The following is a 17,748-nucleotide window of genomic DNA, read 5'->3' on the forward strand; positions in this document are numbered from 1 at the left end:
AATTTAAACCATAAATAAAAATAATAAAAGAATAAATTCATTAATAAATTTAATAATAAAAATCATTTAATAACTTTTCAATATAAATTTAATTTTAAAAAAAAATAAAAATCATAATGCATATGGAATAAAATCATTATTTAAAATTAAAATTATTATTAATAACAATATAAATGAAATAAATATTAACCTAATTATTAATTTAATAATTCAAAATTATCATTTATATATTAAAAAACAAAAGTATAAAAAGGAAAAATAATGAACCCAAGTACTCGAAGACAAGCAAGAAAATGCATCATACAAGCACTATATACATGGGAATTATCAAAAAACAAAATAATAGATATTGAACGTGAATATCGTAAAAATATCGACACTAAAAAAGTTGATATAAAATATTTTCATGAAATATTCAATAGTATTGTAATTAACTGTAAAAAAATTGATCAAAAAATTAAATTATGTTTAGATAGAAAACTTCAAGAAATCGGATATATAGAAAAAGCGATACTAAGATTATCCGTATATGAATTATATAATAGAACAGATATTCCATACAAAGTATCAATTAATGAAGGAATTGAATTAGCAAAAATATTTGGAGCTCAAAACAGTCACAAATTTATTAACGGTGTATTAAACCATGCTTCAAAGAACTCTAAAAAATACCTAAAAAATAAAGAGAATAATAAAAACTCATATTAAAAAATAATTATTCATTATTAATATAAAAATATAAAACATTAAATCAATGAATTAATAAAATAAAAAATAAAAAATAAAAAATAAAATTAAAAAATATCACAAGAACAAAAATATTCATAATAATATCATATTTTTGTTTCTTACAATAAGAAGTAAAACTTATTGTTAGAAACGTTAAAATTAAAAATCATAAAAAATTTTAATGTTAATGAAATATTTAATATTTTAATGAAAATTCATATCAACAGTATAAAATTAAAATTAATAAAAATTTAAATATTACTATTATAAATAATTATTAGAGTTTTAATTAAAATATACTAAAATTAATATGAATATCATAAAAAATGATATTATAAAATATCATTTTAAATATTAAAAAAATTATAAAATAAATATAATATACTATAAAATAAATTAAATAAATATTTTATAAATAAAAATATAATAAAAATTAAAATCATCTAAAATAGCACTATAAATAAAAATTTTTCAATAATCTGATTATATAAAAATATTAATTATCGATAACGATATGAATAATAAAAAAAAATGGAACAAAAATACTGCTATAAAAATCGCTAAAAAAGAATCCATCATATTAACATCTGAACATTGGGAAATAATATACTTATTAAGAGAATGTTATAAAAAATTTAAAATCATACCAAAAAATAGAGTATTATTACAATTAATTAAAGAAAAAACCATGATAAAAGACATCAATAACCGATATTTATTAAAATTATTTCCAAAAGGAATAATGAAACAAGCAAATAAAATTGCAGGATTACCAAAATCAAATATATGTTTGTAATCAAAATTAATTTTTAAAAATTAAAACAAAATTTAATGACATGATTACTATAATAGACCAGTAAAACAATAATCTGGATAAATGTAAATTATATAAAAAAAAATATTGCATACATGCTATAAATAACCAAACTAAACCTAAAGAAAAAATAAATAAAAAACATAAAAAAGAAATATAACTAAGAAAAAAAAACAAATAAGAAAAAATACAAAATAAAAATATATAAAAAATAATTTCTTTTAAAGTTCTAGATACACCTTTTATATAAACAATAGTAGGCAAACAAGCATCATAATAATCATGATTACGAAAAATAAAAATAGAATATGAGTGCGGTATTTGCCAAATAATAAATATTAAAAATAAAAAAAATACTTTTAAATCAATAGCATTAGTGATAGAACAATAACCAATAACAGGAGGAATCGCTCCTGAAATGCTACCAATAATCACAGAATACATTGAAACACGTTTCATATAATAACTATAAACAATTACATAAATAAAAAAAGCAAAACAAGATATAACACATGATAAAAAATTTACATAATTTAAAAAAATAAATATACTTAATAAAAATAAAAAAATACCAAAAAACTTAATGTGCAACAAATATTTTTTAGATTGAACTAATACTCTGTTTTTTGTTCTCGACATATTTTTATCAATATCAATATCAATAATATTATTAAAAATACAACTTGATGAAATCACACAAATTGTAGCACATACTACAATTAATAAATAATAAATGTTATATTTATAACTTGAAGAAAAATAAAAACCACCAAGTAATGAAAATATATTAGCAAAAACAATTCCAGGTTTAATTAAATTAATATAAGATTTAATCATAGTTATTTATGAATATGATATACTATGTTATGATGTAAATGATTCATAATCCATATTGAACCAAAAACTATAACAATGATTACAATAACAGAAAAAAATAAAAAAATTAAATTCCAAAAATAAATTTTAGAAAATTTAAAATGAAAAAAATATTTAAAATGTACTAAAATTTGAAAAAAAGAAGAAAGAAAAATAAAATAAAAAATAAAATTATTTTTAAAAAAATGATGATATGTCAAAAAAAACGGTATAATCGTTAAAATTAGAGATAAAAAAAAACCAAAAATATAAGACAATGTCTCATTTATAAAATTATATTTGTAAACAATTGTTTTTTTCATTTATATACTCCTCATCAAATAAACAACTGTGAACAAACAAACCCAAATAATATCTAAAAAATGCCAGAACAAACCAAGACATAATATACGAATATATATCGTTTTATTAATATGAAATTTTAAAATCTGAAAAAATAAACCTAGCATCCAAACTAATCCTAAAACCACATGAATACCATGTAAACCAACTAAAGTAAAAAATGAAGATAAAAATCCATTGTTTTGAGGTTTATATCCCAATTTCCATAAATGATAAAATTCATATGATTCTAACATGATAAAAATTAAACCTAATGCAAAAGTTATTAATAAAAAAAAACATACAAAAAATGTTTTTTTATACCTTGCACTAATAGATAATAAACCATATGTAACAGAACTCAATAATAATACCAAGGTTTCTATAAAAACAAACCATAAATTAAAAAATCCAGTATATAAAATTACATGTGACGAAATAATGATATGAACACTAAACATTGTTGCAAACAATATACAATCACTCATCAAATATAACCACATCCCAAACATATCATTATTTTTAATTTCATCATTTTCTATATATACTTTATTAAGAGTCATAAATATTCCTTATTTCGAAGAACCATATTTTTCAATCTTTTTAATTTCAGAATTAGAAATATAAAAGTGACTATCAAAAAAACTATCGATAAAAAAAACCATTATTCCAAAAAAAATAAATAATGTACTCACAAAAAAAGAATGCCAAACCATTGAAAAACCTATAAAAAAAAATATTATTCCTAAAAAAATACCTAATGAAGTGTTTTTCGGTAAATGAATATCATAATATTCTTTAGGTTTTTTTAATGCACCCTTCTGTTTTTTATACCAAAAATCATCAATACTATCCACATATGGAATATGAGCAAAATTATATATTGGTGGTGGTGAAGAAGTACTCCATTCTAATGTTCTACCATTCCATGGATCTCCAATATTATCAAAATATCTATTTCGATTTTTTATTGATACACATAATTGAATGATTTGACATAATATTCCTATAAAAATTAAAACAACTCCGAAAATAGAAACAAGTAACATATTATGAAACCTATGATCAATATTTTGACTAATTCTACGTGTCATACCCATTAAACCTAAATAATATAATGGCATAAAAGTATTAAAAAAACCTAGAATCCAAAAAAAGAAAGAAAATTTACCCCATTTTTCATCTAAAACAAAACCAAAAAATTTTGGAAACCAATATGTAATCCCTGCAAAACAACCAAAAACTACTCCACCAATAATTACAGTATGAAAATGCGCAACTAAAAACACACTATTATGTAACATAAAATCAATTGCAGGCATTGATAATATAACTCCAGCCATACCTCCAATTGTAAAAGTAATTAAAAAACCAATTGTCCATAGCATACAAGAATGCATTTTAATTCGACCTTGATACATTGTAAATAACCAATTAAATATTTTTACACCAGTTGGAATTGCAATAATCATTGTAGTAATTCCAAAAAACGCATTAACATTAGCACCAGAACCCATAGTAAAAAAGTGATGTAACCATACAATAAAAGATAAAATAGTAATTGATATTGTTGCCCAAACAAGGGATAGATAACCAAACAGAGATTTCTCTGAAAATGTTGAAACTATTTCTGAAAACACTCCAAATGCAGGTAAAATTAAAATATATACTTCAGGATGACCCCATATCCAAATTAAATTCACATACATCATAGCATTACCACCACATTCGTTGGTAAAAAAATGAAAACCACAATAACGATCTAAAGTTAATAATGCTAATGTAAGAGTTAATACTGGAAATGAAGAAATAATTAAAATATTTGAACATAATGAAGTCCAAGTAAAAACAGGCATCTTAAATAAATTCATGCCAGGAGCACGCATTTTTAAAATTGTAACAATAAAATTAATTCCACTTAATGTGGTTCCTATACCAGAAATTTGTAAACTCCAAATCCAGTAATCTACTCCTACTCCTGGACTATATTTTAATTCAGACAATGGTGGATATGCTAACCATCCCGTACGAGCAAATTCTCCAACAAATAAAGATATATTCACTAATAATGCACCGCTTACTGTTAGCCAAAAACTAAGATTATTTAAAAATGGAAAAGCGACATCTCGTGCACCAATCTGTAATGGTATTACAAGATTCATTAATGAAATAATCAAAGGCATAGCAACAAAAAAAATCATGATTACACCATGAACTGTAAATATCTGATCATAATGTTTAGGGGGTAAAAAACCCTTTCCTCCCATAGAAGAAAAAAACTGTTGTGTTCGCATCATAACAGCATCAACAAATCCTCTTAACAACATAACAAAAGCTAGAACAAGGTACATGATGGAAATTTTCTTATGATCTACAGAAGTGAGATATTCACACCATAAATATTTCCATTTTTTTAGTTGTGTGATTTTAAAAATTAAATATATACCAATAAAAGCAATAAATATAAAAGTTAACATAATAATTGGATCATAATATGGTATATCTGAAACTGTTAATTTTCCAAACATAAATACTCTTCCTTATATTATTGTATATAAAAAAAAATAAATAAAAGCACCATAAAGTATTTATTTCATACCATTTATAAATTATTGTTAAGAATATTATCAAAGATACTATCATAAACAAAAGAAAAATATCTAATTTGATGTAATATATTTGGTTTAGCTAATATATTAAAATCATTAATATTTTTTAATGTGTCAGGTGCAGTGTGTACTTTATTTACCCAAGTAATAAAAGTATCATTTGGTACAACAATAGTATTAAATTTCATATCAGAAAATCCTTCACCATTATAATTCGATGAAAAACCACAATATTTTCCAGGTAATGTAGACAATAAATTTAAAATAGTTTTCATACCAGGCATAGCATAAATTTGACTACCTAAATTTGGAATAAAAAAACTACTCATAACAGAATTAGATGTAATAATAAATTTAATTGGAGTATTATTTGGAATAACCAACTCATTTAAAGTAGCAATTTTTTCTTTAGGATAAATAAATAACCATTGCCAGTCTAAAGCTACAACATGAATTTTTACAATACTGTTATTCGAAACAATTTTTTTTTTTGGATCTAAAGAATGTGATGTATTCCAAGTTATAAAACTAAAAAATACTATTATCAAAATTGGTATTATCCAAACCATGCATTCAATAAAATATGAATGCGACCAATTTGGTCGATATGTATTATTTTTAGATCTTCGATAACTATATACAAAAAAAAACGTTAATATGAATACTGGTAATACAATTACTAGCATAACAAGAAAAATTAAAAAAATTAATTTATATTGTTGTATTGCAATAATACCTGAAGGATAAAAAATAAAACGATGACAACCTGTCAAAAAGAATATCCCTAAAAAAACTAAAAATTTGTCAAAAATACTATTTTTGTTCATTAATAAGATTTACCTCAAAATATATTGTTAATAATAAAAATAAAATATCTTCATTATGAATACATAATATTAATACTATTTTTAAATCATTACTACCAATTGTCATTGAATTTTAAAAAACATCATGATATTATCGATAATCATAAAATTTTATCATATATGAAAGAATATCCTATAATATGTTAAAAAAACTTAAAAAATACTTTCAACCAAAAATTATCAAAATATATAATAACAGTATATATCACAATATTAAAAAAAACAAAAAACATCTTGAAATAATAATTGTTAGCGATTACTTCAAAAAGTATACATTATTTAATCGTCATAAAAAAGTTTATGATGTATTATCTCAAGAAATTCAAAATGAAATTTATGCATTATCTTTACATATATATACTGTATATGAATGGAATAATCATGAAATAAATTTTATACAAAAAAATCGATGTCAAAATAAAAAATACTAATTTATTTTTCATTTACTTATTTAAAATATCTATGAATCATGATGAATAAAAATCATCAAAAATAAATTCAATGATTATTTTATATAAAATATTTACGATACAAAAACTTATTAAAATCATATAAGGGAAATGATGGAATTTTCTTTAAAAACTATAAAAAACTTTGATAAAAAACTAACTATTAGTATTCCTTTAAACGATATACATGATGTACAAAAAAAAGAAATCATCAAAATCAGAAAAACAGCTATTATCAATGGATTTAGAAAAAATAAAATACCTATTAATATTATTCAAGAAAAATATAAAAATGAAATTAAAAATACTGTCATTAAAAAAATTATTTCTTATAATTTTAAAAATATTATAAAAAAAAAAAAATTAAAAATAATTAATGAACCAATTATCAATATAAAAAAAAATAAAAAAAACTCCAATTTAATGTGTTCAATATATTTTCAATCTCTTCCAAATATTGATTTTAAAATTTTAAAAAAAATTACTATCAATAAAATATCCATAATTACTCATGATGAAGATGCTTCATATTATATAGAAAATATCAGAAAAAATTGTATCATTTGGAAAAATACAAAAAATAAAATTCAAATTAAAAATAAAATTACAATTGATTGTATATTTCATATTATTAATGAGAAAGAAAAAAATAAAAAAATACAATTAACATTCATTATTGGTAAAAAAACAATTATTCCAGAAATAGAAACGGAATTATTAAATAAAAAAATCGGTGATACTATTTATATAAAATTAAAAATTCCTAGTGATCATCCTGATATTAATTATCAAGGTAAGATGGTTCAGTTAAAAATTTATGTCAATAATATTCAATCAGATGAAATCATGTACTCAAAAAAAGAATGCATCGATTTTCTAAAAAAAACATTCAATATTAATAAAGATAATGAACTGAAAGAAATTATATTGAATAAGATACAAACAGAAGTTATGAATTTAGAATACCATCTTTTAAAAACACAACTCATACATCAATTGTTAAATACAAAAATGATAGAAATACCTATAGAAATATCAGAAAAAGAAAAAAAAAATATGCAAAACGATGCATTTAAAAATTATCATCATAATAAAGGAAATATATTTCAAAGTAAATATTACAAAAATTTTCAAAAAAAAGCAGAAAAAAAATTACTTTTAGATTTTATGATAAAGATTCTTGTTCAAGATAATAAAATATCTGTTACAGAAAATGAACTTCAAAAACAAGTAAAAAAACTTAAAAAAAATCAACCAGAACTAATAAAAAAAATAAAAATCCAATACCAAAAAAATGACTTCATTAACTATGTAAAAAATATGATTATAGAAAAAAAAATTATGAATCATTTATTAAAATTATTTAAAATAAAAGAAAAAAAATATCATTTTAAAAAAGCAATACAAATTCTCAACCAAAAATAAATGATTTCTATAACATAAAAAATAGAATCATTCTCTTTAATAAAGATAGGAAAAATTATGTTAAATAATATCACACATCATAAAAAATATTTACAATTAATACCATCAGTAATTGATAAAAATGAACATGGAGAACGATCATATGATATATATTCACATTTATTACAGAAAAGAATCATATTCATTACAGGACCAATTGAAGATAATATGTCTAACTTAATCATTGCACAAATTCTATTTTTGGAATCAAAAAATCCAAATGAAGATATTTTTTTATACATTAATTCTCCTGGAGGAATAATCACCTCAGGTTTATCAATTTATGATACTATGCAATTTGTAAAATCAGATATTAATACTATTTGTATCGGACAAGCTTGCTCAATGGCTGCAATACTACTATGTTCTGGTACTCCTGGTAAAAGATTTTGCCTAAACAATTCAAAAATTATGCTGCATCAACCATTAGGAGGGTTTCAAGGACCAGCATCAGATATTTTAATACACACAAAAGAAATCATCAAAACAAAAAAAATAATCCATAAAATTATATCATTTCATACAAAACAAGATATTAAAAAAATACAAAACGATACAGAAAGAGATCATTTCTTTGATGCCAAAGAATCTATAAAATATGGTTTAATTGATCAAATAATACCATCTAAAAAATTATCATAAAAATTGAATTAAACATCTTAAATCGTAAAAAATTTATAAAATCATTAAAAATATTCTTATAAATAATTTAATTAATTTACAATAATCACTATCAGAGATATGAAATATGGTAAAAAATCATATAAAAAAAACAAAAAAAAATTACTTATGCTTCTTTTGTAAAAAGAACCAATACCAAGTAAAAAATATAATATCAGATACCTCAATAAATATATGTAATGAATGCACAATATTATTTCATCAAACAATTCAAAATCAGGTGTTAAAAACTGATCAAAAAAAAAACAGTAATAATTTAACACCAAAAAAAATAAAAAAACAATTAGATGAATACATTATTGGTCAAAAAAAAGCTAAAAAAGTTTTATCAGTAGCTGTTTATAATCATTATAAAAGATTATTATTTTTAAATACTGTACATAATAATACTATTGAATTAAAAAAAAGTAACGTTTTATTAATAGGTCCAACTGGATCCGGAAAAACATTATTAGCAGAAACACTAGCTAAAATACTTGATATTCCATTTGTTATTTGTGATGCAACATCTCTAACAGAAGCTGGATATGTCGGTGACGATGTTGAAAGTATACTACAAAGATTACTACAAAAATGCAATTATAACATCAAGAAAGCTGAAAAAGGTATTATATATATTGATGAAATTGATAAAATATCTAAGAAATCAAATAATATTTCTATTACACGAGATGTCTCTGGAGAAGGAGTTCAGCAATCACTATTAAAAATTATGGAAGGAACAATAGCTTCCGTACCTCCTCAAGGGGGTAGAAAACATCCAAATCAAAAATGTTTATATATCGATACTTCAAAAATATTATTTATTTGTGGAGGAACATTTGATGGATTAGATAAAATTATTAAAAAAAAAAAATTAACGAAATCAATTGGATTCAATAACACATCTATTAATAATAATAATATTCATTATTCAAAATATTACAATATTGAAACCAAAGATCTTATACAATATGGTTTAATACCAGAATTTATTGGACGTTTACCAATTATTGTTGTATTAAAAGAACTTAAAAAAAAACATCTAAAAAAAATCTTATGTGTTACAAAAAACTCATTAATTAAACAGTACCAAACAATTTTTTCTTTAGATAATGTATATTTAGAATTTGATGATGATGCCATTGATGAAATATCAAATCAAGCAATAAAAAAAAAAATTGGGGCACGGGGTTTAAAAACAATAATTGAAACAATATTATTAAATACTATGTATAATTTACCATCCATGAGAAACGTTAAAAAAATAATCATTAATAAAAAGGTTGCGCAAAAAAAAATTCCACCAATCATAGTGCATCATAAATAACATATTAGTAAACACATATTAAATCATACTACATATTACATTAAAATATATGTATAATATTTAAATGATGACTCGAAAACTCATAAATATTTTCTAGATTAAAGAAAAATATTATGTATCTTAAAATTATTACAATCAAATTAAGAGAACTATATGAATTCTGAATGTTCTACATATATTGAAATACCAATTTTACCATTACGTGATATAGTAGTATATCCAAATGTAATAATACCACTATTTGTTGGACGAAAACAATCAATTAATTGCGTTGAATCTGCTATTAAAAATAAAAAAAAAATTATTTTGGTTACTCAAAAAAAACCAATTGTAGATAATCCAAATATGAATGAACTATTTAATATAGGTACTATATCAACAATTTTACAAACTTTTACATTACCCGATGGAACTATTAAAATTCTCGTAAAAGGATTACAACGAGGAAAAATTAAAAAAATAAATCACTGCAATAATATATTAACTGCTCAAATTGTAAAAATCCATTCATATGAAATCAATCCTACTGAAATACCAGCATTAATGAAGATTTCTATTGAAAGCTTTGAAAAATATTTACAATGCCACAAAAAAACTCCTATCGAAATTTTAACTGCACTTCAAGAGATTCATGAGGCATCAAAATTATCAAATATTATTGCATCACATATTTCATTCAAATTATTAGATAAACAAAAAGTATTAGAAATTTTAGATGTTAATGCAAGATTAGAATATTTAATTATAAAAATGCAAACTGAAATTGATATTTTTATGATTGAAAAAAAAATAAGAAATAGAATACAAGGAAACATAGAAAAAAATCAAAAAGAATACTATCTAAATGAACAAATTAAAGCTATTCAGAAAGAACTCGGTGAAAATGAAGGTATGATGAACGAATGCGATATTTTGAAAAAAAAAATCAATTTACTAAAAATACCAAAAACCGTAAAAAATAAAGCGTTATCTGAATTAAAAAAACTAAAAATGATGTCATCAATATCAGCAGAAGCAGCGGTTATTAGAGGATACATTGATTGGATTTTACAAATACCTTGGTCAAAAAAAAGCAAAATAAAAAAAAATATTCATCAAGCACAAAAAATACTTGATAATGATCACTTTGGATTAGAAAAGGTTAAAAATAGAATATTGGAATACCTAGCAGTTCAAACAAGAAGAAATACAATTCAAGGAACAATTTTATGTCTAGTAGGTCCTCCTGGTGTTGGAAAAACATCTTTAGGAAAATCTATTGCTAAAGCAACCGGAAGAAAATATACTAGAATGGCTTTAGGTGGAATACGAGATGAAGCAGAAATCAGAGGACACAGAAGAACCTATATTGGAGCTCTTCCTGGAAAAATAATACAAAATATTACAAAAAGCGGTGTTAAAAACCCATTATTTCTTTTGGATGAAATAGATAAAATCTCTAATGACATCCGAGTTGATCCAATTTCAGCATTATTAGAAGTATTAGATCCTGAACAAAATTCAAATTTTAACGATCATTATTTAGAATTAGATTATGATTTATCTAATGTAATGTTTATTGCAACAGCGAACTCTACAAATATTCCAAAACCATTATTAGATCGAATGGAAATTATTCATGTATCCAGTTATACAGAAAACGAAAAATTTTACATAGCAAAAAACCATCTCAAACCTAAACAAATTAAAAAACACGCTTTAAAAAAAAAAGAAATTACAATTTCAGATAATGCTATCAAAAACATTATACAGTACTATACTCGAGAATCTGGAGTACGTAATTTAGAAAAAGAAATTGCTAAAATATGTCGAAAAGTTGTGAAAGAAATGCTTATAAAACCGTTAATAACAACTATTCTAATAAATAGAAGTAGTTTAAAAAAATATTTAGGGATTAAAAAATTTTATTATGGAAAAAATTCAAAAAAAAATAAAATCGGACAAGTAAATGGATTAGCATGGACAGAAGTTGGTGGAGATTTATTAACAATAGAAACATCATGCGTTCCTGGAAAAGGAAAATTAATTTATACAGGCTCATTAGGTAAAATAATGCAAGAATCTATACAAACTGCATTAACTGTTGTAAGATCACAATCTAAAAAACTAAAAATTCCAAATGATTTTTATGAAAAATACGATATTCACGTCCACATTCCAGAAGGTTCAACACCAAAAGATGGTCCAAGTGCAGGAATTGCTATTTGTACTGCTATTGTTTCTGCATTAACTAAAAACCCTGTCAAATCAGATGTTGCCATGACTGGAGAAATTACATTGAATGGAAATGTATTAATGATTGGAGGTTTAAAAGAAAAGCTATTAGCAGCTCATCGTGGAAGAATTAAAAATATTATTATTCCCTATCAAAATCGATATATTTTAGAAAAAATACCAAAAAATATCTTATCACAACTAGTGATACATCCAATCAAGAAAATCAAAGATGTATTATTACTATCTTTAAATAATCAACCTTACATTATATAAATATGAATATCATTAATTATAAAAATTAATATGAGTATATTGGCTGGAAAATTATTATCTTTTATTATCCAGCCTCTTTTGATAGATAAAATACAAAATAAAAAATTTATTTAAAATATTAAAAATATAAAAAATAATCAATAAATATTCAAAATAATAAAAAATTAAAAATTATTAATATTTTCAAATACAATAAAATATAAATGTATTTATAATATTTTAAAATAACAAATATTATTAATATACAGGATAGTTTTGTGCAATTATTTAATCAAATTAGTTGGTATCTTTTTCAAGAATGGAAAAGATATTTAGGATCTATCGCATTACTAATTATTATCGCCATCCTTCAACTTCTTCCACCAAAACTTGTAGGATTTTTAATTGATACAATTAGTACGAACAAAAAATATCATTATAAATTATTCTACTGGCTTGTATTAATATTTTTAACATCAATTATAATATATATTTTTAGATACATGTGGAGAGTATTATTATTTGGAGCTTCATATAAATTAGCTATTATACTGAGAAAAAAATTATACCTAAGTCTAAGTCAAAAAAATTCGAGTTTTTATGATAAATATAGAACTGGTGATTTAATGGCAAGAGCTACAAATGATATTGATAAGATAGTATTTGCTGCTGGAGAAGGTGTATTAACTTTAATAGATTCTATGATTACTGGAATTTCAGTATTAATAATTATGGTAATACAAATTAACTGGAAACTAACATTAATATCATTATTACCTATGCCTATTATGGCAATAATAATTACAAAGTATGGTAAAAAATTATATATTGCATTTCAAAAATCACAACAATCATTCTCTAATTTAAATAATCAAACACAAGAAAATATAAAAAATATATATACAGTAAAAAGTTTTGGTTTAGAAAAATATGAAATAAAAAAATTTAAAGAAATTCTTTCTGAAACTAGTAAAAAAAGTATTATAGTATCAAAAATTGATGCTAAATTTGATCCAATTATCTACTTTTCAATTACAGTTTCTAATCTATTATCTATTACTACAGGTAGTTATTTAGTATGGAATAATAATATTACTATTGGTCAATTAACTAGTTTTATTATGTATTTAAGTTTAATGGTTTGGCCTATGCTAGCTTTAGCTTGGATGTTCAATATTGTAGAACGAGGTAGTGCATCCTGGAGTAGAGTTAATGAAATTATTAGCGAAAATAATATAAAACAAATGAAAAATAAAAAAATATTACATCATAAAAGTAATATTAAAATTAAAATCTCTAGTTTTCAATATCCTAATACAAAAAATATTATACTAAAAAATATATCTCAAAAAATTAAATTTAATAATATTGTAGGCATTTGTGGTCCTACAGGGCAAGGAAAAACAACATTAATAAACCTAATACAAAGAAATTTTAAAATTAAAAAAGGTCAAATATTTTATCATAATGTATTAATCTCTAATTTTAAAATTCATTCTTGGAGAAAAAAAATTTCTACTGTAAACGAAAAAACATTTTTATTTTCAGATACTATTGCAAATAATATATCTTTTGGAAATATTAATATCACAAAAAAAAAAATTGAATACGTTTCATCTCTTGTTAATATACACCATGAAATTATAAAATTTCCAAAACAGTATGATACAAAAGTTGGAGCAAAAGGAATTATATTATCAGGTGGACAAAAACAAAGAATCGCAATTGCAAGAGCATTATTAATGAATCGAGAAATACTAATTCTAGATAACGCTTTATCTGCACTTGATAAACCCACACAAAACATGATTTTTAATAATATTATATTATGGAAGAAACAAAATCACACAATTATTATTGTCTCTCATGAATTACATATATTTAAAAAAATAAATAATATTTTTATAATTCAAAACGGAACAATTAAGGATTCTGGAACACACGATGAACTCATTAAATATCAAAACTGGTACAGTAAAATGTATCATCAACAACAACAAAAATAATCACTATATCGAAAAACATAAAATGAAATAAGGAAATATATGGCTAATTTAACACGTAGTTGGCCAATATTAAAACGTTTACTAAGCTATGGAAAATATTGGAAAAAAAAAATCGCTATAGCATTCATAATATTGTTTATTTCATCCATTTCTGAAATATTAGGTCCTGCAATTATTAGTTATTTTATTAATCACATTTTAACAAAACATATATTTAATAAAAATATCATTATATTTTTAATATTATTATACATTTCCTTACAAACAATATCAATTATTTGTAATTACTTCCAAACAGTTTTATTTAATACTACTGCTATTAAAATAGTCCAAAAATTAAGACTTGAAATCATGTCTTCAACATTATCAAAACCCTTATCATTTTTCAATCAAAAACCTACTGGAACAATTATTTCTATCATTACTAATGATACAGAAATTATCAAAGAATTATATGATACTGTATTCACAACACTATTTAAAAGTCTATCATTGATTATTATTATGTTGATTGCTATGTTTATTCTACAATATAAATTAGCAATAATTTCTACAATATTATTTCCATTAATTATTATTGTAATACTATTTTATCAACATTATAGCACACCAATTCTAAGACAATTAAGAATTTATATCGCAAAAATTAATCATGAATTCAATGAAATTATTAACGGAATGTTTCTCATTCAACAATTTTCACAAGAAAAAAGATTTTTAAAAACTGTAAATCAAACAAGTCAATCGCATTATGAAATAAGAATGAAAAGCTTAAAATTAGATGGATTACTTTTAAGACCACTAATAAGTTTTTTTTCTTCATTAATATTATGCGGATTAATGATGTTATTTATTCTATCTCCTGTTGGAACACTTGTGATTGGAACATTATATGCATTTATTAGTTATTTAAATCGATTAAATGAACCATTAATCACCCTAGCTACACAACAAGCAATATTACAACAATCAATCATTGCTGGAGAAAGAATTTTTAATATTATTGATTCTAAAAAACAAGAATATGGATCAGATACTACAATTTTAAAAACAGGAAAAATAAAAATTTTTAATTTAAGTTTTCAATATTTTAAAAACACACCCATAGTTCTTAAAAAAATCAACATTGATATTCCAAATAAAAGTTTTATTTCTATTGTCGGACGTACAGGAAGTGGAAAAAGCACATTAATTAATTTATTAATGGGATACTATCCTATAAGAGTAGGAAAAATTTTTATTGATCATCGGGTGATATCTTCATTAAGTTATTCAGTATTACGAAAAGGAATATGTATTGTACAACAAGAACCCATGATATTTACAGGTACTATATTTTCAAATATTACATTAGGAAAAAAAATAAAAGAAGATAAAGTTTGGAAAGTTTTAAAAATTGTACAACTATTTGAATTAATAAAAAATTTTCCAAAACAGCTATACGAAAAATTAAATGAGAATGGAAATAATTTATCCATTGGTCAAAAACAATTACTATCGATTGCAAGAGTTTTATTATTAAAACCAAAAATACTCATATTAGATGAAGCTACAGCAAATATAGATTTTGAAACTGAGAAATTAATCCAAAAAACATTAGTAAAAATTAAAAAATATTGTACATTAATTGTTATTGCCCACCGCCTATCTACAATCATTAAATCTGATAATATTGTAGTATTAAAAAAAGGAGAAATTGTTGAAAAAGGGAATCACCAATATTTAATGAATAAAAAAGGATTATATTACAGTATGCATGATAAAAAATCATAATATTAATAATAAAAAAAGCAAAAGCTTTGATAAAAATTTTAATACCTGTTTCCATTTAAACTAGCTGCTTCCTTCCAGACCTGACTAAGTATTTAAATTTTATACAGTATTAAAACTAACAAAGCTTTTTATGAAATTGTATCAGACAGTATTATATTGCATGAAACACAAAAAAAACACAAGAAATAATTTATAAATATATAATTAATATCATACAAATTATAGATAATATATGATATCAAATATTATTTTTATAAAGAAAACGAACATGCATTATATAGTATTAGCAAGAAAATGGAGACCGCAATCTTTTGACTCTATTATTGGACAAAATCACATTATTACAACACTTTTGAATAGTTTTACACTCAATAAAATACATCAATCATGGATATTCTATGGAACGCGAGGAGTTGGAAAAACAACTATAGCACGTTTGTTATCAAAATCCTTAAATTGTAAAAACCGAAATCAAATATATTCTTGCAATAAATGTAAAAATTGTAAAAACATCCAATTAGGTTGCTTCCCAGACATAATTGAAGTTGATGCTGCTTCTAAAACAAGAGTAGAAAACATAAAAGAAATACTAGATACAGTAAAATACATACCTATTCAAGGAAAATTTAAAATTTATTTAATTGATGAAGTACATATGTTATCTAAACACAGCTTTAATGCACTACTAAAAATCCTTGAAGAACCACCAAAATATGCAAAATTTATTCTTATTACCACTAATATTAATAAAGTACCTGATACCATCATATCTAGATGTATGTATTTCTACTTTACTCCAATAGATATAACAGACATTAAAAAAAATTTAATAAATATTTTAAATGAAGAAAAGATATTTTTTGAAGAAGAAGCTGTTCATATTATTGCTGAAAAATCCGAAGGAAGCATACGAGATTCTTTAAATTTAACTGAGCAAGTTATGATGTTTAGTAATCAAAAAATTACTCTTGATTCTGTATTCAAAATATTTGGTATGATCAGTAAAGAAAAAGTATTGAATATTATATTATCAATATTTAAAAAGAATACCATAAAATTATTTAAGATATTAAAAAAAATATATAATTCTAATATAGATTTAGAAAAAATTTTAATAGAAATATTAAAAATTTTCCACAAGATTGCTATCATAATTATCAAAAAATCTCAAAAAAAAAAGAAAAGATCATATCATACAGAAAAAATTATCGAAATATCCAAAAAAATTAATTTTTCTGAATTAAAAAAATATTATCAAATAATATTAAACGGAAGAAAAAACCTTTTCTTGGCACCAAATAAAAAAATTGGAATAGAAATCACACTATTGAATTTATTAAATGAAATAAAAAATAAAATCATTTTTTAAATAGACAATATGA

At 22.2% G+C, this 17,748-nt stretch carries 15 protein-coding genes and 1 other RNA gene; 10 read left to right on the forward strand and 6 right to left on the reverse strand.

All coding sequences use genetic code 11. The features are described from left to right. The first annotated feature begins 261 nt into the window (after nucleotides 1–261). Nucleotides 262–708, forward strand: a complete 447-nt coding sequence (gene nusB / locus AB4W46_RS01600) for a transcription antitermination factor NusB (RefSeq protein ID WP_367678413.1) — start codon at nucleotides 262–264, stop codon at nucleotides 706–708. A gap of 535 nt (nucleotides 709–1,243) precedes the next feature. Beyond that, nucleotides 1,244–1,525 (forward strand): TusE/DsrC/DsvC family sulfur relay protein, encoded by a 282-nt coding sequence (locus tag AB4W46_RS01605; RefSeq protein WP_367678414.1) that lies wholly within the window; start codon nucleotides 1,244–1,246, stop codon nucleotides 1,523–1,525. A 6-nt stretch (nucleotides 1,526–1,531) separates the two neighbouring features. Here AB4W46_RS01605 and cyoE read toward each other — a convergent pair whose 3' ends face one another. The 5 genes from cyoE to cyoA form a co-directional block, all read right to left on the reverse strand. Next, complete coding sequence (gene cyoE, locus AB4W46_RS01610) at nucleotides 1,532–2,380, reverse strand: heme o synthase (RefSeq protein ID WP_367678415.1); 849 nt, start codon at nucleotides 2,378–2,380, stop codon at nucleotides 1,532–1,534. A 2-nt stretch (nucleotides 2,381–2,382) separates the two neighbouring features. Next, the gene (cyoD, locus tag AB4W46_RS01615; protein ID WP_367678416.1) at nucleotides 2,383–2,721 is read right to left on the reverse strand and encodes a cytochrome o ubiquinol oxidase subunit IV; all 339 of its coding nucleotides are present in this window, start codon (nucleotides 2,719–2,721) and stop codon (nucleotides 2,383–2,385) included. Continuing rightward, the gene (locus AB4W46_RS01620; protein WP_367678417.1) at nucleotides 2,722–3,303 is read right to left on the reverse strand and encodes a cytochrome c oxidase subunit 3; all 582 of its coding nucleotides are present in this window, start codon (nucleotides 3,301–3,303) and stop codon (nucleotides 2,722–2,724) included. It lies immediately after the preceding gene. A 9-nt stretch (nucleotides 3,304–3,312) separates the two neighbouring features. After that, nucleotides 3,313–5,268, reverse strand: a complete 1,956-nt coding sequence (gene cyoB, locus AB4W46_RS01625) for a cytochrome o ubiquinol oxidase subunit I (protein WP_367678418.1) — start codon at nucleotides 5,266–5,268, stop codon at nucleotides 3,313–3,315. A gap of 74 nt (nucleotides 5,269–5,342) precedes the next feature. After that, the gene (cyoA, locus tag AB4W46_RS01630) at nucleotides 5,343–6,176 is read right to left on the reverse strand and encodes a ubiquinol oxidase subunit II (protein WP_367678419.1); all 834 of its coding nucleotides are present in this window, start codon (nucleotides 6,174–6,176) and stop codon (nucleotides 5,343–5,345) included. Nucleotides 6,177–6,355: 179 nt separating this feature from the next. On the opposite strand from cyoA, the gene AB4W46_RS01635 reads away from it, so the two are divergent. From AB4W46_RS01635 to AB4W46_RS01665, 7 genes are all read left to right on the forward strand, one after another. Continuing rightward, nucleotides 6,356–6,646: a BolA family protein gene (locus tag AB4W46_RS01635; RefSeq protein ID WP_367678420.1), complete on the forward strand. Its 291-nt coding sequence runs from the start codon at nucleotides 6,356–6,358 to the stop codon at nucleotides 6,644–6,646. Nucleotides 6,647–6,778: 132 nt separating this feature from the next. Next, nucleotides 6,779–8,089, forward strand: coding sequence for a trigger factor (gene tig, locus AB4W46_RS01640; RefSeq protein ID WP_367678421.1), 1,311 nt, complete (start codon nucleotides 6,779–6,781; stop codon nucleotides 8,087–8,089). Between the two features lie 57 nt (nucleotides 8,090–8,146). Then, complete coding sequence (locus AB4W46_RS01645; RefSeq protein WP_367678422.1) at nucleotides 8,147–8,770, forward strand: ATP-dependent Clp protease proteolytic subunit; 624 nt, start codon at nucleotides 8,147–8,149, stop codon at nucleotides 8,768–8,770. A gap of 106 nt (nucleotides 8,771–8,876) precedes the next feature. After that, nucleotides 8,877–10,118 carry an ATP-dependent Clp protease ATP-binding subunit ClpX gene (gene clpX / locus AB4W46_RS01650; RefSeq protein ID WP_367678423.1) on the forward strand — a complete coding sequence of 414 codons (1,242 nt, stop codon included), beginning with the start codon at nucleotides 8,877–8,879 and terminating at the stop codon, nucleotides 10,116–10,118. A 153-nt stretch (nucleotides 10,119–10,271) separates the two neighbouring features. Then, nucleotides 10,272–12,608 (forward strand): endopeptidase La, encoded by a 2,337-nt coding sequence (lon, locus tag AB4W46_RS01655; RefSeq protein ID WP_367678424.1) that lies wholly within the window; start codon nucleotides 10,272–10,274, stop codon nucleotides 12,606–12,608. A 257-nt stretch (nucleotides 12,609–12,865) separates the two neighbouring features. After that, complete coding sequence (locus AB4W46_RS01660) at nucleotides 12,866–14,593, forward strand: ABC transporter transmembrane domain-containing protein (protein WP_367678425.1); 1,728 nt, start codon at nucleotides 12,866–12,868, stop codon at nucleotides 14,591–14,593. Nucleotides 14,594–14,632: 39 nt separating this feature from the next. Then, nucleotides 14,633–16,366, forward strand: a complete 1,734-nt coding sequence (locus AB4W46_RS01665) for a SmdB family multidrug efflux ABC transporter permease/ATP-binding protein (protein WP_367678426.1) — start codon at nucleotides 14,633–14,635, stop codon at nucleotides 16,364–16,366. Between the two features lie 28 nt (nucleotides 16,367–16,394). On the opposite strand, the gene ffs is transcribed toward AB4W46_RS01665, so the two are convergent. Next, nucleotides 16,395–16,486: signal recognition particle sRNA small type (ffs, locus tag AB4W46_RS01670), an RNA gene on the reverse strand. 148 nt (nucleotides 16,487–16,634) lie between these two features. Here ffs and dnaX point away from each other — a divergent pair. Further along, nucleotides 16,635–17,735, forward strand: coding sequence for a DNA polymerase III subunit gamma/tau (gene dnaX / locus AB4W46_RS01675; protein ID WP_367678427.1), 1,101 nt, complete (start codon nucleotides 16,635–16,637; stop codon nucleotides 17,733–17,735). Nucleotides 17,736–17,748: the final 13 nt, after the last annotated feature.

The sequence above is a fragment of the Buchnera aphidicola (Panaphis juglandis) genome (assembly GCF_964059065.1).
Taxonomy (GTDB): Bacteria; Pseudomonadota; Gammaproteobacteria; order Enterobacterales; family Enterobacteriaceae; genus Buchnera_L; species Buchnera_L aphidicola_AM.